Raw genomic sequence first — 17,398 nt, 5'->3', positions numbered from 1 at the left:
GGGCAATCAACCTGAATCGATCTCCAGCCGTTGCTGAATGGATAGGGCACGACCAGGGTCAATGACGGCGACGCGTTTGCCGTTTCCCAGCTGCACGCCCTGCGGGCAGAGCTCAGCGAATCGGTCGCTGTGAGCGGCAGGCTCGGCACGCCAGGCAGACAGGCTCTCGATGACCAAGACTTCGTCCACTGCAAGGGCGAACAGCTGAACCGCGGATTGAACCAACAGCATTGCTGGACAACCCGTCCCGACTGCATCGCCTCCGGTGATCAAGCCCAGATCAACCACAGGGACGTCTTGCCCTCTGATCGAGACTACAAACTGGCGGTCCCGGGTTCGGGTCAGCGTCTCTGGTCCGCGTATTTCCACGGCCGACTCGACATCCACACCGAACAAATCGCAGCCCACACGCACAATCACCAGCTCCAGCAATGGCTCTGATGAGGCCTGCAGAAATGGATCATAAGGCAGGGGAACGGTCATGGTTTCTGTGGGCAAAGACCAAAGGGCGATCGCATCATGCCCTTAATGTGTCCACCGTGGCAATTCATGCCCTAAGAAATCCGAGGCGTTCAGATTGGCAGGCCAAGGGCCTCACTCTGACAAGACCTGCCCGTCGTCCGAAGACGATGGGTTAGCGGTGGCTGTAGCGTTCGTGCCGGCCATTCGCTTCATGAACTCTTCCAACCTCATCCGGCTCACCGCTTGGTGGTTCTGGCAGTGTGGGCACACCATCACACCGGCGCCTTCCAAGTCCGTCAGGCCCTCGCCCGGTGCTAGCAGCGAGGTGAGACCACAGCTGCTACAAGTGGCCTCAACAGCATGCAGACGCGCCAGAGCGCCGTCGGAGGTCAGTTCTCCATTGACAAAGCGAAGCAAAATAAAAGCCGGTATTAGCCACGGGTAGGGTCCTGAAATAGGCCAGAGGCAGTCAGCGGCCTCAGCGATCTCGCAGACTTCCTGAAAGCGATACGCACGCTGCAGGATCCTTCCGCGTGCTTCCATCCGGGACGGTTCGTCGGCTGGAAGACCGAGTATCAAACTCCCTCGGGTCAGGGCGCAAGGAGCTCGGCCAACTCAATGGCGCTGATGGGTCTGGAAAGCGCGAAACCTTGAATTTCGTCACACCCAAGGCCTTGGAGCTTGGCGACCTGACCGTTCGTCTCGGCTCCTTCAGCGACGGTCGAGTAGCCCAGATCATGGGCCAGACCGACGATCGCTTGGACCTTGAGCAATGCGCGTTGGTCTTCGGAAATATCGTCTATCAGCGACTTGTCGAGCTTGAGCGTGTGAATGGGCAACTCGGTCAGGTACCCGAAATTGCTGTAGCCGCTGCCGAAGTCATCCACCCCGAGCCGAATGCCTGACGAGGCCATCCGCTTGAGTTGCTCGCCCGGCAGCGAGTTGACCCGCAGCCATTCTCCCTCGGTGATCTCGACCTCCACGTCCTGGCAATCCAACCCCTGCGCGTGGATTTTGGCCACGAGTTCATCGGCCATTCCTTGCCGCGCGACATTCCGAGCGGAGAGGTTGATGGAAAGGCTCAACGCAAGGCCAGCACGCTTCCATTGCGCCAATTGTGCCAATCCTAGGCGCAAGCGAGCGGCCCCTGGGGGCATTTGTGGCCGCGGCCACCCAGTCGCGTTACTCAATCTCCCCCGATTGGCAGCAGGAGCAGATTTATCGCCAAGGGGACATGGCCGAGCTCAAGGCCACTGGGGGCAACTGGCGTCAACAGCTGATCCACCCCGAGGACAGGCCCGCGGTGGAATTGGCCATTGCTCATGCCGCGGAGTTGGCGTCGCCGTTGGAGGTAGAACACCGCGCCTTGTTGCCAGACGGCTCCGTCCGCTGGATACAGTTGCGGGCAGTCCCGTTGATGGACAGCGAAGGCAACGTGAGCGAGTGGTTCGGTGCAGCCTCCGGCATCACCGATCGCCGCGTGGCTCAAGAGCGTTTGCAGCAGTTGACCGCAACGCTTGAAGAGCGGGTGCAGGCCGGCACTGACGAACTGATGGCGATGGAGGAACGGCTGAGACAGGGCCAGAAGATGGAGTCCCCCGGCCAACTGGCCAGCGGCATTGCCCACGACTTCAACAACATGCTCACCGGGGTCTCCATGGGCTTGGAGCTGTTGGAGATGCGCGTTGGCCAAGGCCGTTTGGAGGACCTGGGTCGCTACGTGGAGATGGCTCGAACGGGGGCCGACCGAGCTGCAGCGTTAACCCAACGACTGTTGGCGTTCTTTCGCCGGCAGACGTTGGCACCGTCGGCCATCCACGTGTCGGCCATGGTGAACAGGACGCTCCACATCCTGGCCCGCTCCATCGGGCCCTCCATTGAGATCGAGACGCGGTCGGATCAAGTGGAGGACGTCGTGCGGGTGGATGCTCCGCAGCTGGAAAACGCCCTTCTCAACCTTTGCATCAACGAGCGCGATGCGACGCCGGATGGAGGGCGCATCTCGATTGAGGCCGAGCTCTCACACGTCGATGGCGGACTGGCGGAGCGTTTGGTGCTGACGCCTGGACCCTATGTTCGCTTGTCGGTCCGAGACACGGGAACCGGCATGGACGCGAGCGTTGTTGAAAAGGTGTTCGAGCCCTTCTTCACGACCAAGCCGATCGGGTAGGGCACGGGGTGGGGCTTGCCGATCTACGTATTCACGCGCCAATCCGGCGGTCAGGTGGCGGTTGACTCCATCCCTGGGGTGGGAACCACGATGCACCTTTATTTGCCGCAAAGCACGGCTGATACCGATGACCGAATCCAGGAAACGCCCGCGCTTCCCCCAGCCACGTCGCCTGGTCGCTCGGTCCTTCTGGTAGAAGACGAGACCGCCATGCGCACGCTGGTGAAAGAGGTGCTGAGCAGTTTGGGCCACCGCGTGAAGGCGGCTGCAAACGGCAGCGACGCCCTCACTGTGCATGCCAGCGAAAAGCACTTTGATTTGCTGATTACGGACGTGGGCCTGACGGGCTCGCTCAATGGGCGGCAGGTGGCGGACGCGGGCCGGCAGCGCCGTCCGACACGCCGGTGTTATTCATCACCGGCTATGCAGCAAGCGTCGCGGTAGGAGCCGGCCAGCTTGAGTCTGGCATGGAGATACTCACCAAGCCGTTCGCCGCGGGGGAGTTGGAAAGAAGAGTGACCGAGTTGTTGCTGGAAGCCGTCAAAGCGTCGAACGAACCGTTCCCAGCAACTCCAGCAGCGTGAAAGCTCCTTGAGCAGCATAACGTCGTTTTCGAGGAAGTGTGGGTCTGCGCCGGGAACGCCCCCGTGACCGGTGACCAGCAGGACCGTCACGGAAGGGTGGCGTGCCATGGCGTGCTTGGCGAGATCGTGCCCGTTCATCCCCGGCAGGCCCACGTCGGAGATGAGGAGATCGAAGGCGGGTTGCTGCGCCAAGCGCTCCACAGCCGCTTCAGCGTCTCCGACCGCAGTGATGTCATAGCCGCTGTCTTTGAGAACGTCCTGCATCGATTCGCGGATGGCGACGTCGTGCTCTACAAGAAGGATGCGAGGGTACGAGAGGCAGTCATAGCAAACCTGGTTGATCAAAAATTCGAGGAATCATGCAGGACTGGGAGTAAAGCGCTGGTGCATCCCTGTGATGACGGCAATCACGGGAAGGCGAGGGCGCCGTCGCGCCTTGACGCGGTTTTGCCGCGAGGGCTGGATACTCAATCCCCACCCCTCCCGCCTGGACACTCCCACTATGGCCCGATCCGCCCCCGATTTGCCGGCAGCGTCGCCCCACGCCCTTCGCGTCGAAATCATGCCGCTGGAGTGCGGTGATACCGCGGTGATCGTCGAATTTGAATCCGAACCGCCCGCGTCGTGGCGAGCTCTTCTGACGAAGAAGTTGGCAGACGTGGAGGGGCTTGAGCTGGTATCCGCCCAGTTTGAGGGGCGGGTTCTCTACGTGCTGGGTGCGGAGGGGGGTAGGGGAGGAAGCGTCCACAGGGTGAGTCAATTGTTGCGGTCTCTTCCCGGACGTCCTGGGGGCTCAAACCTGCTGGATGAGCCTGTGAGCCGGGGCGTCCCGGGGCCGGAGCAGGCTCTAGCGACGCACGCCTGAGCGCGTTGTTCAAAAGACGAGTTAAACGCCCGGCCGGAAGATAGGCCGAGCTCGGTTCGATCGCGCTAGCATCGCAGATTGATCACGCAAGGCAGCTATGTACGTTGAGGTATACCACCGGGTGGGATTTTGGGCCGGGATCACCGGGGCGGAAGGTTGGCGCTGGCGGCTGGTGGCGCCACGCGGGCATGTTTTGATGGCTCCCCGGGAGACGTTCGCCAGTCGGCAGGCGTGCTTGGCGGCCTTGGCTCTGCTGCAGATCGGGCCCATTTCAGCGGTGGAGTCGGCCGGAGATGCCCCGAACGCGGTGGGCGCGGCCCCCTCACTATGTCCCGCCCTTTCAACGCCATGACGGCCACCCCAGGTTGGGCAGGTCACGGTCACATCGCCGGCATCCAATGAGGACTGGGTCTGATCCATCGGGGGGCATTTCGCTTGAGTGTGACTCCCCGCGTCGCAGGAAGGCGATCAGTTGAGGCCAGCGGCGTTCGCGTGCACACTGCTTTTGAACAGTCAGGGTTCGAGGGCCATGGGTACTTCCAAGCCGGGCAAAGATTTAGAACGGGTCACCTTGTCGGTGGGAGAGCACGTTTACACCTCCGAGATCTGGCGGCTCAGTGAAAGCCGTTGGGTTCTTCTCGCTGTCGAGGTCCACGGCGTGGGAGGGCGCTCGGATTTGAGCATCAAAGCGTCGTCGTGCCTCCATGCGTTGGACGCGGGAGAGCGGATTGCGTCTGAGATTCTCAACAACCCCTATGGCTGAATTGGCGTTGGAAGGTTCAATCGACGGAATGGATCCCAAGGACGGCAGATGAGCATTTTGAACGTGTTGCTGAGTGCCGATCACTTGGCTGTGACCGTCGATACCCTTGCGCAAGATGCTCAAACCGGGGTGCACTCAGAGGGCGCCAAGTTGCTTCTGCTGCCTCAGCACAACGCCGTCTTGGCCACGCGTGGGTCGGCCCAGTTCTTCCTAAGAATCTACGAGCTCTGTCTCCAAGCCAGTTTTCGAGCAGACTTCACGATAGAGCGGCTGTCCGGCGAGCTTGGCGGCGTGATTGATCGCCTCTGGCCAAACTACGTGAGCGCGGCGGCAGCCGCTGGCATACCCATCAGCGCTATGCACACCGAGTTGGTTTTGGGCGGCTGGTCGGCGCACGCCCAGCGCATGGTTGCCACCGCTTATGCAAAGTCCGAAGATGGCCGTCCCGCCGTGGTCCAAGCGCTGGTGGGAGGCTTGGCGTCGCCAGGAGAGCCCTTGCGGAATCAGCCAGCAGGCATGGGACGGGCGGAGTTGATGGCAGCAGGACGCTTGCAAGCCGCTTACCTCAACGGCGACAGCGAGCGGCCATTAGCGGGCGGTCGTCTGTTGGCAGCAATTCTCTCAAAGGGCCAAGCAACCGTTCTCGATCTGGGAGGTCTCTAGGGGGCAGGGCAAAGCGTCGATTTGCTCGGCCACGGACCTCAGTCCATGACGCAAGCCAAGCAGAAAGTCCGCATTGGAGCGTTGGCTGGGGAGGCACATGGATGTCGACGATCATGGGCATCAGGTGGGCCCATGCAAGGCGCACCGCGGTGGGATTGGCAGAACTGGCCACCAAAGCCCTGACCGCATACTCCAAGGCATTGGTTTCGCCCTCAGCGTTGGGCAGGCGCCTCTCGCACTCGCTCAGGCGGAGCTCCAACTTGACCAACGCCTCCGTCTCAGCCTTGTGCATACCCCTCCTCCATTGGCTGGCCACCGAATCGCGGTCTGGCAGCAGGGTGGCCCCAAGCTCAAGCGTTGGAAACCGGTGAGCGTTCCGCTTGACTGCACCGTCAATCGGCCCTTTCGGGCCAGCACACAGCGGTCCACTCTTCAATCAAGACTCGCCATGCGCGGGTGGTTAGGTTGGGGGCAAAGCTTTTCCAACCTCGCGCGTGCCACCGCCTAGCGGTTGTCACAGAGCGGGCAAGTGAGCACGGCGGCGCCGTCCAAGTCCAGCAGGCCATGCCCTGGAACCAATCGCAGTTGGCGGCCGCATTCCAGACAAGCGCAACTGATCCGCGTGACCTGCAAGAGCGAGCCGTCGGCCCGCCGCACACCCTCAACCTGATCGATGAAGAAACGTCCAATGTTGGGCATGAAGATGAACAAAAAGCTGAACAGAGCGGAATGCATATGATGCACCGCGACAACCCCACCGGAACCAGATGAGACAATTGGATTCTGAAGAATTCATCTACGGGGTCGTCCGCGCAGTCCGCACGCCAGATACCGCTGTCCGATCCCTCTATTGCCGTCGCAGGAGCATGATAAAGAGGCGGGCTGCACGGCGACAGCCTTAGGCACAGGGAAGTAACCGAGCGGCGCTGTTGGAAAGCGCTGAGCCAGTTCGTTAACCAGCAAAAGGCCAGACCGGCGGCCAGTCGGTTGCGGACCACTGCTGAGGGTGTGTGTCGCGCGTTGCCCTAAAGAGGCCGCCTGCTAGGGGGGCCGATCACGACGATGCCCTGAACTGCCGGGGCGTCACCTAGGGGAGGGGGAGTCACCCCGTTGGGTTCGGCGGCGCCAACTGGGGTCAGCGCCATAGCGGAGATTTTCACGATTGTCGCGTCCATCGGACGCACGGACATCTTGCTAGGGCGAACGTCAAGCGCCAGTGAACGCGCTCGGGTCGACCCGTGCGCGAGGGCTACCCAACTTGGATGGCGGCAAGCGCGTCTTTGGTTGAGAGAGGGCAGCCATAGTGCCACCCTTGGCCAATAGCCTCTGGAGCAATCCGGTAGAGCAGCAAATCTTGCGCCTCTGATTCGACGCCTTCTGCGATGACATCCAGCCCAAGCTCACGTGCGATGCGATACATCCCTGGCAAAACGGGCCGCAGGGGGGAGTCCTCGTTGATAGCGGCCACGAACATGCGATCGATCTTGATTCCTCGAAACGGCGATTGGGCGAGGCGGGAGAAGTTGGCGCTGCCGGTCCCGAAGTCGTCGATCAAGAACCGGTATCCCAGAACTGAGAGGGCCTGCATGTTGCTCTTTGCGGCAGCGGACACGAGTTCTTCCCGCTCGGTGATCTCGATGCGAATTTGCTCTGGCAACACGCCAAAATCGTTGGTGACGCTGCCGATGTAGCGAACGACGCACTCTTGGGCCATGTCCACGGGCTCGGCATTGATGCTTACGTAGAGGTTCCTATGCTCCCTCAGCGCGGGGGCGAGATCATTCATGGCACGGGCCAGCACGTATCGAAAAAGATCAGGACTCAGGCCGAATCGGTGGGCGATGGGCACGAAGATGGCCGGCGGGATTTCATCGTCTCCCGGCGGGCGCCAGCGGCTGAGCGCTTCAAATCCCACGAGCTCCCGCGTGCCAATTCGACGCAGTGGCTGGTAGGCCAGTTCGATCTCGCTGCGCTTCAGTGCAAGCACCAACCGTTGCTGGATGGTTTGCCGAGCCGTGATTTGGTGTTTGATCAGCAAGAACGCGAGCAAAAGCCCTACCGAGGCACCCGCTGACAGGATGGTGGTGAGCAACGCCGAGGGCAGTTCGGACACCACGTGCCTAGGGCTGGTAACGAACGCGCAAACGTCGGCCACCCGGCTGCAATGTTGAGCTTGGACGAGAGACGGGGTGCCGACGCGGCTGGTCGGGGACAAGGTGCGGAATGTAAACGATCGGTCCTTCGTTTCGATGCTGATGGAGATGCTGCGCGCAGGGTCCAAGCTCTCGAAGGCAGACGGGGAGGACACGGTGAATGTGTCGCCTTGGGCGATCAGATTGGACCCGGTGTAGGGGGAGCCAACGAGATCCGATGCGTGCCAAAGCCGGACAGCGCCGCTGGAGAAGCGTGGGGCGGGGAGGGTGTAGGGGCGCGAGCGCCCCCAGAGAGCGCTGCAGACAAGGCGTCCGTCTCGGATGCGACCGATGTCGTTCATGTAGCTGGAGCGGAACGCGATCTCTTTCAGTGAGTCAATGTCGGTGGCGGAGCAAGGCGGCTGTCCAATGCGAGAGGCTTGTTCGGCCGCGACGCGCCTTGCAAGGGATAAAGCCTCCGAGCGCGTCACCGCGGCTTCCGCCACTGCCTCCGCCCCTTCCTTGTCACGCACGTAGAGGATGGCTTGGGCGACCGCGAGCATCGCCAAGACGCACGCCGCCGTGGCTCCTATTACGGTCAAGACGTAGCGAAGCCGATTTTCTCGAACGCTCAAAGCAACCCCCGATCTGAAACGCGCCATCGCTTCGCTTGGCTTCTCGCCTCATTTACCTTGTTACAGGTTTATCGGCAAGCTTTCCATGAACTTCAGCCCCAGCTCCACTGGCTTGCAAGCCTTGATCGAACAACCATGCATCTGCGTCTGAACTGTACAGCAGCAGGCCGTGAGCCCGGCGATCGCCAGCATGGCCACCCAGGACCTGCTGGTGGCAGCGCAGCTCCAGGCTCGATACCTCAACGCCAGCATGGGGCGGACCGTCGCCGGCGGACGGTTGCTATTGGGCTTTTTGAAGCCTGGCCAGGCGGTGGTCAAAGACTTGGGCCCGATTTAGCCCTGCCAATTTGGTCACTCGGACCGTTCAACGCAATGCCCCAGTCGAGCGCCGGCTGACGGGCAAGTGCAGCCGCGCCTGCAGCGTGATTGGGCTTTTCTCCCAATTTTTAGCTTTAGTCAAAATAACCCCCTTGTGGGTTTCGCGTGCCGGTGTATCCCAAACGTATGGCGTTCGCGATGCGTGCGTCTGACACCGACCAACGAAACGAAAGGGGGGAAGATGTTCATTGGATTCAGACTGACGACGCGGCTTGTCGTCAACGCCGTGGTTGTCCTGGTGCTGGCGCGATTGCTTTTCATGGGCATGGACGGCTTGGACCGGTTTTCCGATACGTGGAACCGCACCTTTGGGGCGAGCATGCCCAACGCCAGCGGGTTGCGCGGCGCCGTCAACGGCGCACGCCAAGTGTTCCCGTCTGGGCTGGACGAGTATGCGCGCCAAGCCGAACGGGACGCGGCCCAAAGCACCTCGCTCAAGGACGTGTTTGCCAGCGTGTTCGGACGCGTGAAAAACGAGGAGGTCATGTTGCCCTCCACCATCAATTCCGCTGGAGGGGAGGGCTCGATCTATGACCGCTACGACCATTGACTTTGAGTGGCTGTCCATCCTCTCCGGGTGGTCCTTGCTCAACGACAGCGCGGCCTTGCTGCGCACCCCGGGCCAGCGCTGGGCGGGCTTGGAGGGATTGCTCGTCGGCTACGGCCTCATCGCTGGACAGTGGTTCGTCCTGGCCACCATGGCAGGGGCGCTGGCATGACCACCGTGGGCGCGGTGTTGGCCGCCGTCCTGGCTGCAGCGTTCCTGGCCACCGTGTTGGGCCTGGCTGGCATCTTCTGGGTCAATGCACGGCACGCCAGCGGGGCGCTTCGTGTGCGTTACCGCTTGCGTGCCCAAATCCTGGCTGGGCTAGTGCTGGCGTGGGTGCTCACCCTGGCGAGGCTGTCCACGTGAGCCGGCCACCTTACGTGCAGATGGCCGTTCGCGTGCCACAGGAGCTGAAAGACCGGCTGGAACAGGCGGCAGCCCGGGAGGGGCTGCATGTCAGCGAGATGGTTCGCTTGTTGCTTTGTGAGGGATTGGCGCGCCGTGCGGCGATCAACGGGCAGGGGTCTTCACGATCCGGTGGTTTCGCAGCGGCCGAATAAAGTTGGCCGGTGTGGACTTGTCCAACGGTTGGGCGCGCACTTGGTATTGCCCGCTCTCGCACAAGCGCAACAGCTCAGCTTCGTCGTGGATCTCGCGCTGGCCATCCTTGGTGTTGCCCATTTTGGCCACCCGGAACGCCACGTTTCCCGTGTCTCGGTCCCTCATCCGCACCGGGACGATCACCCTCCCATCGTGGCGAACCAGGTGGAAGGCTCGGGCAAAACGGTCGCCGTTGGACGCCCTAGCTGGTGAAATCGGGTCAGGCGGCGTGGCACGCTGGATCGGTGCCGGTGCCGGTGCCGGTGCCGGTGCCGGGCGAGGCGGAGCTGAGAGGGGCTGCGCTGGGGCCTTGTGACCCAACGCTTGGCGCGCCAGCTGCTTCTTGCGGCCCGGTTCGGTGGCGGTGTCACCGTCGATCCAGGCTTGAAAGGTCCCGTTGGCCGGGCTGGGGTGCGACGCAAACACCCATGTCCGGCGTTGGGCGCTGAAGGCTACCTCGTTGATTTCTCGGAAGTCGTTGAATTGCTGGCGCATGAGCGCCTTGACCCCCTTCATGTAGGCATCGGTGGTCCCCAACAAGACCACGCGCTCCACACTGTCAGGCAACGGGTCCAGGTGGCGTGCCACGCATGTTTTCATGGCTTCCAAAGGCAACGACGAACGAATGGCCTTGGGCATGATGGTGCCACTGCTGACCAGCTTGCCGTTGTCCATCACCGACAACCCGCAGCGCACCAAGGAGGCGGCGCCCATGTGGCGGCTTTCGGCGGTCAGGGCGTCGTTGATCGTTTGCCCACCCAGATCGATCCCAAGCTCGTGCAACACGGCTGCGAGGCGAGGGCGCATAGCACCCGCGAATGCGACCCCATCGAAGCTCCCGTGTTGGGCGGCGGCAATTTGGGTGGCCCCCTTGGAAAACCCCAGGACCAAGGTTTTAGGGACGCTGGTTCCCCAGTAGCCGGGATTGGCACGGAGGTGCCAGCCTCCCTCTACACGCACATCAAGTCCTGGTGCATGGCATGCGCGGCACGCCTGCCAGCCGTGGTGAGTTGTCATGGGGCCTCCGCATGATCCTTGAAGGCCCATACAGTTAAAGCACGTGCGAGCGGTATGCAAGAGCTTTCTGTCGGCTAAATGTGGCGGAAAAATGGGATGGCATGGGATGGCGTGCAATAGCTGCATGGCAGCACGGTGTGGAGTAGCCTGACACCATCATACGAAGGTCAATGGCATGGATGATCCGGCTGAGTTGAACATGGAAGCGTGGCCGGCTGAGGTGGCCTTCGTGCCCTACGTCGGCCGCGGCTACTGGAAGGGAGTTGAAGGGCGCCGCGTCTTGCTACTGGGCGAGTCCCACTACCGGGAGGCTGGGTGGACCGACGATCCCGTCGTCACTCGTCCTTTCACCCGTGAAACGTTTGGCGACATGCAGACTTGCAACAGGAAAGGCGGTGGCAAGTTCTTTGATGAGCTGGATCGCCTGCTGACTGATCAAAGCAGCCCAAATGTTGTGGATGCCGCCCACGCCTGGCAGCACGTTGCATTTTGCAACTTGTCCCAGCGCTTTGCCGGCACGAGAGCTGGACACCGTCCGTCAGGAACCGACTTCAGTCAAGGCGGGAAGTGGTTAGTAGAGGTGATCCTCCCTCTGCTCCGGCCAGAGGTGATCCTGGTGCTCGGCCGCACCGCTTGGCGAATGTTCGATCACGGGAAGCGGTCGGACCAGCCTACCTTCCATGCTCGCCATGCGAACTCAGAGGGCAGGAGGCGGCGCTATCTGGAGGAGCGCCACGTATGGTCTCTCGATTATGGCAACGGGGGGCGTGGATGACTTGGGTCTACCATCCATCTTGGAACGTAGATTGCTGGGAAGATCGTGCCGCAGCTCTGAGGCATCTTTTGAAATACGCGAATGAAGGGCAAAGGATATGACGCACAATTCGTTGAAGGATGCGATCCGCGATGCGCTGGAGCCGCGTGCTGCCACGCGGCAGCCCACGGCGTTGGACATCGCACAGGAGGCCAGAGAGGCCAAGGCCAGCCTGGAATCGAACATGTCCTGCATGGCCCGCATCACTGTTCCCGCCGGCAGCGAGCGCCACCGGGTGACCTTCCAGCTGTTGAGGGCCTCGATGGACTACGGGCGTGCGTTGCTGTTCCTCCTGGAAACCCATCCCATCGATCTTCCAGCGGTGGCCTTGGCAATGCACCGCTCCCAGATTGAGCAATTCCTGCGGGCGGTGTTTGTCCAGTTCCTTGCCGACGACGAACAGCTGGAGGACTTTCTCCAGGAAGATCGCGGCCCCCGAAAGAAGAACGAGAAAGGAAAGTGGGTGACTATTGCCCTCAAAGACCTGGCCGCGGACGTGGAGCAGGCCATTGCACGCATCGGGCAGGACGATGAGCCTCAGAAGCTGGCTCGGACGGTGACCAATTCGTGGGACCCTCTTTGCGGACTGGTCCATGGCGGGAAGGCCATTCGGGTGATGTATCAAGATCCCAATGGGAAGATCGGGGCGCACGTGCCGGCAGCCATTCTTTTTCAGACCACCGTCAACGCGGTGGCCACCACCAACTTGTGCGTCATTGCAGCACTGACAGCGGTTGGGGTTGGGGCCTTTGAGGAAAGCCCCGTTGTTGAGCAGTGCGCCAGCGGGATGTTGCACTACATGCAACGGAGGAAAGCTCGCATGGAAGAGCTGGCCTGGCCGCCTTAAAGGATCGGACGCGCATTGTCGCGCGGCTCTCTATCCCCACCAACGATCGCTGGCGGGGAGAGTTGCAATCGGAGGTCTGCGAATCCTCGGTTTAGGCGGCGTGCCTTCTGACCAAGGGATTCCCAGGTTGAGTCTGCTGCGTCGGACGGAGGCTTTTCGTTGAGGACAAGCTGGGCCGATGCCTTGAATCTCTCAAGGAGTGCTGCTTCATGCCCCGGTGGGTCCAGTGCAGCGCGGCTGCTGGCCTCCGCTGCGTTGAGCTCCAGCATGTTCAGTTCGATCAGCGTCGTCATGGCAACAGGGGACCGGGTGGGCTCCGTCCGCTTGCCGCGCCAAAGGTTGGTGATCCATGTCCACATGGGGTCGATTCGTCCTTGTTCGCCGATGCCCTAGTCCTTGGTGGGCGACAACACTTTTTCGATGAGTGCGTTGCGCTTCTTCGCCGACAGCTCACCCAAAACGCCCAGCAGTTCGGCAAACCGTTCCTGCTGAGCCGCGCTCTGCTCGCCCAAAGCCAAGATCGCATCGGCCATCGCTGGGCTGGTCGCCAAAAGATAGGCTGGGGGCACCTCCAAGGCCTGGGCCAGCTCGAAGAGGGCTTCCAGGCTGATCGACATGCCCTCGGATTCATACCGAGAGATGCGGGCCGACGCTGCGTCCTTGTCCATCCCCATCCGCACTCCGACCTCGCGTTGGCTAAGGCCCCGCAGGACGCGGGCTTGGCGCAAACGCGCGGCCACCACGGCTCGGGGAGCGGGCGGGGCAGAGGTCACTGGCTGAACGGATGCAATGCAGGCATGCGGACAGGATGACCCAGAGGCTACGCCCCGGGTAGACTCTACGTGGCACGTAAGTTGGCTGCAAGGTCCCAAATCAATCGGTGGGAACAGGGGGTTCCATGAAGGGAGTTAGAAGGGCCGTGCTGACCGGGGCGTTTGCCCTGACTGCGGCGGCTGGAGCGCAGGCGCAATCGGGGGCCGGATCGGATCTGCTTCGCCAGATCGGCCGAGCCATCCAAGGCTCGCCCAAGGTGGTCGGCGATAGGACGCGGAGCCCTTACCTCGAGCCGGCCGGGACTTACTGGGATCTGGACCAGGATGGCTTGGAAGGGATTCAGCACCTGCGGGCCGGGGTGACGGCTGTCGGGGGTGGGGGCGTGGACACCTGCGACATGCAGTTGCTCGCCATGGCCCATTCGACCTATCGCATCGACGCCGACAAACGCCAATGGTGCCTGAGGCAGTGGTGGCTGATGGACACGAAGGCCCAGGGCGCCAACGGCGTCTCGGGCAATGATCCGGCCGCCATCGAGCGCCGTTATGGGCCGGCTTTCGACGCGCGCCTGCAGCGCTTCAAGGGCATCCGGCGGTTCGCCCTTCGTCCCACGTTCCAAGCCCTGGGCGATGTCACCTATCGGGCCGACCGTGGCGTGCTGGAAGGGTTCATCCCGATGCCTCAGGTGTCCGCGGCGGGACAAAGCGTCACCGGCAAGGGCTTTGTGCCGTGGGTTCACCGCACCTCCACGGGGGTGTCCAGCCCACCCAACGCCGGCCGCTTCCACCTGCTGGTCCGAATGGACACCCAAGAGGCCGCCAATCTCGCACGACAAGGTCGCAGCTACCGAGACGATCTGGTGGTGTTCTCCGTCAACCGGGTCTGGGTGGACGGCACGGTGCCAAAAATGGACGTGACAATAGAGAGGGTTCGGCTCGGATACCGCGACGAAACCATCGACGTTGATTTAACCCATACGCAAGGAGCTCCGGCATGAAAGCAACCCTCGTTTCCCTCGCCCTGATCACCGCAGGGTTGGCCGCCTGCAGCAGCAAGGCGGATTTTCCCACCATCGAACAAGTCGCCCACGCTTACGAGGCGCATGCCAACGCCAACCTTTCCAGCGAAATGGGCCAACGAATCGAGGTTCGGGGTTGGAAAGACCTCACCGCGGATTGCACCTCCAGTAGTCCCCAGCGGGCCACGTGCGTGACCGGTGGAACGCTGGACGTGGTCGGGTTCCAGGGCGGGCAGCAGTTGAAGCCCGATCCCGTTCCCGTGCCGTCGGCTTACGACTTCGTCTTTGAGAAGCAGCCCACCGGCTGGGTGCCGGTCGGAGCCCAGAAGAAGGGCTGACCTTGCCAAGGCGCGGAATCGCGCTATGCATTGAGGGAACACCACTTCAAGGAGGTCCCATGTCTTACAACGCTCACCACACCCCCGGCGGTCACATGCAGTGGGGCTTGCTGGCACCGGCCACCGTCATCCTCGGTGGTGCAGGCCTGCTGTTTCTTGCCGGGGCCCAAGAGATCGGCCAGAACGTGGGCTACGGCTGGCAGGCCGGCCTGGCAGTCGCTGGTGGGACAGCCATGCTGCTCTTGCTGCTCCTGCTCTACGTGTTGAACTGGCGCGCGGCCCGCGTGCGCGCGGCAAGGGCCAGCGGGCTCCCGGTTTCGCCGGGTAAAGGTGGCTTTGGAAAGGGAGCCCTGGTGGGCTTGCTCTTCGTCGTTGCCCTGCAGCTGGCCAGCGTTGCCGTGGGCCTGCTCTACCCGGGGTTGGAGGAGGGTGAGCGAAACTTCTTCACCTCTGTGCCCCCGATGGTTCTGACGGCGCTTATGCCCGTGGCGCTGATCGTGGGTGGCATCGCAGGCAAGCTCTGGCGCTCCACCAGCCTGTAAGATCAATCCATGTTCTTTGGGGTCCCCGCGAGGGGGCCTTTTTTTTGTGCCAGGAAAAGCTCAGTGCCATCGCCGGTCGCTTCGCGCCGGCTTCTGTAAAAGCGGCGATGGGAAAAGAGCAGATGACGCCTTCGGCGCGAGAAGTGATGTTAGGAATAACTGCGGCCTTAGCTCCGCAGTTTTTGCTTTTAGTCAAGATTTTGTCCGCTACAGTCGTGGACAAAACTCCAGGGCGATCTACCTTGAATTCGTGGATGGGCAATTGCGCCTTCCGAAAACCATCAAGGAAATCGACATGAAAATTCATCACCTCGTCAGCGACGGAAACCAAGCGGTCGCCATCACGCAATCGGCATCGAGTGGTGGTGGTTACGCGCACCCGGTGAAGCTCTCCGCCATTCGCTTCAACGTGCAAGACGCTGAAGCGGCGCTTGGCGAGCTCAACAGGTCTGGCCACCGTCATGAGAAGGCGTTCGAAGTGATCGAGCGTTGGGACGTCGATGCTCGCAACCAGGGGCCAAAGTCCAAGTTCGGTCGAACCCTTGCCGCCCTTGTGGACGAAGCGCAGGGTCACTTGAAGGGGCCGGTGATCTACGAAGCCAAAAGCATGGAGGAGGGCACCGCGCGTGCGCTCAACGCCGCAGCGAAGCAAGCCAGGCTTTCGCAGGTCCTTCCTGCTGCAGGTGCTCCGAGCATGATCATCGGTGGGCAGGTGTGGAACCCACGCCGGGAGTCGCAGAGCGAAGCTCCGGCGGCTGTTCTCGAAGCTCCCCGTCAGCGCGTGCGCCTGTAACCGCCGATCACCCACCAGCAAAAATCAGGAGATTCGACATGAACGTTCAAATTGCGGAAGCCATGAACAAAGCCAAAGACGACGCGGACCGCTACGGAATCCTTGCAGGGTTCGCCTCCTGCAACCGGGCCCTGCTTGAGAAGGGGGCCGCGCAAGAACTGGTGGACGCCTTGTATTTCGCCGGCGCTGCGATCAACCGTTGGCGTGCCATCGCGGTGGTCCGAGAGGCGGCTGCCAAGCCGTTGGACGCGGCGTCCTAAGTCGGAGCGCGCTGTGCTTCAACCTGTCCCTTCCCCAAAACTTGTCACCCTTCCGTCCTCCCGGGGCTACTCCCGTGATCTGGAGCGCTTGCAGGCGGCCGCCGCGCGCGTGCAGGTCACGCGAAACGAAGCCGTGCGCCAAGTGCTCGCCATGTATGCCGCCAAACCTTACCCACTGAGCATGCGTCGGCTGGGTGGGGAACGGGACGTGCGGCTGGCCTACCTTCCGCTGCAGCGCAGCGTCTTGGAGGCGGTGGAGCAGGGCGCGGTGAACGCGGGGATTTCCACCGCAGAAGCGGTGCGCCAGATCATCCGAGACTACGTCCAAGGACATCTCATTCGGAACCAGGTTCGGGGCAGCCGCCATGGCTGACCGCCGCCCACCACCGCCAGGAAGTCCGAGCGCTGAACTGATTCACGCGTGCGTCGAGGGAAGCCTTTTCGGCGCTCTACAGGCCCTGCGGCAGGGCGCCAACCCCAACGCGTGGCGCCTCAACGAAGGCCCAGCGCTTCATGCCGCACTTGCCTGGCCCCGCATCGTCGAAGCCCTCCTGCAAGCCGGGGCGCACCCTCAAGAAAGGAACCACTGGTGCGAGCGCCCGCTGGAAAAGCTGGCGGCGGACTACCAGCTGAGCGACGACCCCGACGAGCGCAGCGGACTTGAACAGACGGCGTTGGTGCTGTTGCGGTTGGGGGGCAACCCTCACCGGGGAAGCCCGTTCTGGAACACGCCATCGCTGAAGGCGGCGATGCCGCACGTGGTGGCCACGGTGGAAGCCGAACAACGCGCGGTCCACCTGGAGCAGGCATGGGCTGCCCGGGAAAGTGTCAGTGCAAAGCGGGCAAGGCTGTAGAGCCAAGGGCCCAACGCCGCCACCGGTCGCTGCGCGCCGGTTTCTGTAAAAGCAGGGGCGGAAAAGAGCAGGTGACGCCTTCGGCGCGAGAAGCGATGTTAGGAACAACTGCGGCCTTAGCTCCGCAGTTTTTGCTTTTAGTCAAGATTTTGTCCACTACACCCGTGGACAAATTTCCAGGGCGATCTACCTTGGGGTCAGGAAGAGCGCAACGCTTTTCCCACCGACTGGAACCGCCGACATGACCCTTTCTCTTCTCGCCATCGCTGCCCCCATCGCCCTTCCTTTCAGCCTTTGGTTGGCCCAGCGCCTTGAACGCTGCATCGATCGTGCCCTTTGGGC

At 62.1% G+C, this 17,398-nt stretch carries 25 protein-coding genes; 18 read left to right on the top strand and 7 right to left on the bottom strand.

The features are described 5' to 3' along the window. Positions 1–6: 6 nt before the first annotated feature. Positions 7–483 carry a chemotaxis protein CheW gene (locus POS15_RS11665; RefSeq protein ID WP_046272126.1) on the bottom strand — a complete coding sequence of 159 codons (477 nt, stop codon included), beginning with the start codon at positions 481–483 and terminating at the stop codon, positions 7–9. 569 nt (positions 484–1,052) lie between these two features. Next, the gene (locus POS15_RS11660) at positions 1,053–1,577 is read right to left on the bottom strand and encodes an EAL domain-containing protein (protein WP_032971133.1); all 525 of its coding nucleotides are present in this window, start codon (positions 1,575–1,577) and stop codon (positions 1,053–1,055) included. A 119-nt stretch (positions 1,578–1,696) separates the two neighbouring features. Between POS15_RS11660 and POS15_RS11655 the strand changes: the two genes are divergently transcribed. Both POS15_RS11655 and POS15_RS11650 read left to right on the top strand, forming a co-directional pair. Continuing rightward, positions 1,697–2,632: a PAS domain-containing protein gene (locus tag POS15_RS11655; protein WP_139338728.1), complete on the top strand. Its 936-nt coding sequence runs from the start codon at positions 1,697–1,699 to the stop codon at positions 2,630–2,632. 15 nt (positions 2,633–2,647) lie between these two features. Then, on the top strand, positions 2,648–3,076 hold the full coding sequence (locus POS15_RS11650; RefSeq protein WP_065427813.1) for a response regulator: 429 nt from the start codon (positions 2,648–2,650) through the stop codon (positions 3,074–3,076). Here POS15_RS11650 and POS15_RS11645 read toward each other — a convergent pair. Then, the gene (locus tag POS15_RS11645; protein ID WP_050559897.1) at positions 3,040–3,561 is read right to left on the bottom strand and encodes a response regulator; all 522 of its coding nucleotides are present in this window, start codon (positions 3,559–3,561) and stop codon (positions 3,040–3,042) included. The two genes, POS15_RS11650 and POS15_RS11645, sit on opposite strands and share 37 nt — an antisense overlap. Before the next feature lie 1,049 nt (positions 3,562–4,610). Here POS15_RS11645 and POS15_RS11640 point away from each other — a divergent pair. The 3 genes from POS15_RS11640 (at position 4,611) to POS15_RS11630 (ending at position 6,278) form a co-directional block, all read left to right on the top strand. After that, a complete protein-coding gene (locus POS15_RS11640) occupies positions 4,611–4,844 on the top strand; it encodes a hypothetical protein (protein WP_106468504.1) in 234 nt (77 codons plus the stop codon). A 48-nt stretch (positions 4,845–4,892) separates the two neighbouring features. After that, positions 4,893–5,507, top strand: coding sequence for a hypothetical protein (locus tag POS15_RS11635; RefSeq protein ID WP_284128203.1), 615 nt, complete (start codon positions 4,893–4,895; stop codon positions 5,505–5,507). 564 nt (positions 5,508–6,071) lie between these two features. Continuing rightward, positions 6,072–6,278, top strand: a complete 207-nt coding sequence (locus POS15_RS11630; RefSeq protein WP_153643642.1) for a hypothetical protein — start codon at positions 6,072–6,074, stop codon at positions 6,276–6,278. 478 nt (positions 6,279–6,756) lie between these two features. On the opposite strand, the gene POS15_RS11625 is transcribed toward POS15_RS11630, so the two are convergent. Beyond that, a complete protein-coding gene (locus POS15_RS11625; RefSeq protein ID WP_260620358.1) occupies positions 6,757–8,202 on the bottom strand; it encodes an EAL domain-containing protein in 1,446 nt (481 codons plus the stop codon). 241 nt (positions 8,203–8,443) lie between these two features. Here POS15_RS11625 and POS15_RS11620 point away from each other — a divergent pair, with 241 nt between their 5' ends. The 4 genes from POS15_RS11620 (at position 8,444) to POS15_RS11605 (ending at position 9,565) form a co-directional block, all read left to right on the top strand. Next, entirely contained in the window at positions 8,444–8,611 is a 168-nt protein-coding gene (locus POS15_RS11620; RefSeq protein ID WP_153643641.1) for a hypothetical protein, read from the top strand. A 222-nt stretch (positions 8,612–8,833) separates the two neighbouring features. Next, the gene (locus tag POS15_RS11615; RefSeq protein ID WP_197614969.1) at positions 8,834–9,202 is read left to right on the top strand and encodes a hypothetical protein; all 369 of its coding nucleotides are present in this window, start codon (positions 8,834–8,836) and stop codon (positions 9,200–9,202) included. Then, positions 9,183–9,371: a hypothetical protein gene (locus POS15_RS11610; RefSeq protein ID WP_180852960.1), complete on the top strand. Its 189-nt coding sequence runs from the start codon at positions 9,183–9,185 to the stop codon at positions 9,369–9,371. The genes POS15_RS11615 and POS15_RS11610 overlap by 20 nt, the downstream gene beginning before the upstream one ends. Continuing rightward, positions 9,368–9,565: a hypothetical protein gene (locus POS15_RS11605; RefSeq protein ID WP_046272122.1), complete on the top strand. Its 198-nt coding sequence runs from the start codon at positions 9,368–9,370 to the stop codon at positions 9,563–9,565. The genes POS15_RS11610 and POS15_RS11605 overlap by 4 nt, the downstream gene beginning before the upstream one ends. Positions 9,566–9,709: 144 nt before the next feature. On the opposite strand, the gene POS15_RS11600 is transcribed toward POS15_RS11605, so the two are convergent. Beyond that, positions 9,710–10,816: a hypothetical protein gene (locus POS15_RS11600; protein ID WP_139338754.1), complete on the bottom strand. Its 1,107-nt coding sequence runs from the start codon at positions 10,814–10,816 to the stop codon at positions 9,710–9,712. A gap of 175 nt (positions 10,817–10,991) precedes the next feature. Between POS15_RS11600 and POS15_RS11595 the strand changes: the two genes are divergently transcribed. Next, the gene (locus tag POS15_RS11595) at positions 10,992–11,591 is read left to right on the top strand and encodes a uracil-DNA glycosylase family protein (RefSeq protein ID WP_223224643.1); all 600 of its coding nucleotides are present in this window, start codon (positions 10,992–10,994) and stop codon (positions 11,589–11,591) included. A gap of 97 nt (positions 11,592–11,688) precedes the next feature. Next, entirely contained in the window at positions 11,689–12,477 is a 789-nt protein-coding gene (locus tag POS15_RS11590; protein WP_149908579.1) for a hypothetical protein, read from the top strand. Here POS15_RS11590 and POS15_RS11585 read toward each other — a convergent pair. Continuing rightward, positions 12,474–12,770, bottom strand: coding sequence for a hypothetical protein (locus POS15_RS11585; protein WP_141098928.1), 297 nt, complete (start codon positions 12,768–12,770; stop codon positions 12,474–12,476). The two genes, POS15_RS11590 and POS15_RS11585, sit on opposite strands and share 4 nt — an antisense overlap. Before the next feature lie 96 nt (positions 12,771–12,866). Beyond that, entirely contained in the window at positions 12,867–13,217 is a 351-nt protein-coding gene (locus POS15_RS11580; RefSeq protein WP_345782469.1) for a helix-turn-helix transcriptional regulator, read from the bottom strand. 158 nt (positions 13,218–13,375) lie between these two features. Between POS15_RS11580 and POS15_RS11575 the strand changes: the two genes are divergently transcribed. From POS15_RS11575 to POS15_RS11545, 7 genes are all read left to right on the top strand, one after another. Further along, on the top strand, positions 13,376–14,248 hold the full coding sequence (locus POS15_RS11575; protein ID WP_185812537.1) for a hypothetical protein: 873 nt from the start codon (positions 13,376–13,378) through the stop codon (positions 14,246–14,248). Next, positions 14,245–14,607 carry a hypothetical protein gene (locus POS15_RS11570; protein WP_185812536.1) on the top strand — a complete coding sequence of 121 codons (363 nt, stop codon included), beginning with the start codon at positions 14,245–14,247 and terminating at the stop codon, positions 14,605–14,607. Before POS15_RS11575 ends, POS15_RS11570 begins: the two co-directional genes overlap by 4 nt. A 59-nt stretch (positions 14,608–14,666) precedes the next feature. Further along, positions 14,667–15,149, top strand: a complete 483-nt coding sequence (locus POS15_RS11565) for a hypothetical protein (RefSeq protein WP_049419579.1) — start codon at positions 14,667–14,669, stop codon at positions 15,147–15,149. A 295-nt stretch (positions 15,150–15,444) separates the two neighbouring features. Beyond that, complete coding sequence (locus POS15_RS11560) at positions 15,445–15,942, top strand: hypothetical protein (RefSeq protein ID WP_049419580.1); 498 nt, start codon at positions 15,445–15,447, stop codon at positions 15,940–15,942. Positions 15,943–15,980: 38 nt separating this feature from the next. Then, positions 15,981–16,202 carry a hypothetical protein gene (locus tag POS15_RS11555; RefSeq protein WP_024956690.1) on the top strand — a complete coding sequence of 74 codons (222 nt, stop codon included), beginning with the start codon at positions 15,981–15,983 and terminating at the stop codon, positions 16,200–16,202. Positions 16,203–16,215: 13 nt separating this feature from the next. Beyond that, on the top strand, positions 16,216–16,575 hold the full coding sequence (locus POS15_RS11550) for a hypothetical protein (protein WP_284128202.1): 360 nt from the start codon (positions 16,216–16,218) through the stop codon (positions 16,573–16,575). Beyond that, positions 16,568–17,056 carry a hypothetical protein gene (locus POS15_RS11545; RefSeq protein ID WP_049419582.1) on the top strand — a complete coding sequence of 163 codons (489 nt, stop codon included), beginning with the start codon at positions 16,568–16,570 and terminating at the stop codon, positions 17,054–17,056. The genes POS15_RS11550 and POS15_RS11545 overlap by 8 nt, the downstream gene beginning before the upstream one ends. The last annotated feature ends 342 nt before the right edge of the window (positions 17,057–17,398 follow it).

The sequence above is a fragment of the Stenotrophomonas sp. BIO128-Bstrain genome (assembly GCF_030128875.1).
In the GTDB taxonomy this organism is placed as follows: domain Bacteria; phylum Pseudomonadota; class Gammaproteobacteria; order Xanthomonadales; family Xanthomonadaceae; genus Stenotrophomonas; species Stenotrophomonas bentonitica_A.
The sequence above is the reverse complement of the archived record's forward strand: the minus strand, read 5'-3'. Positions and strand labels throughout refer to the sequence as shown.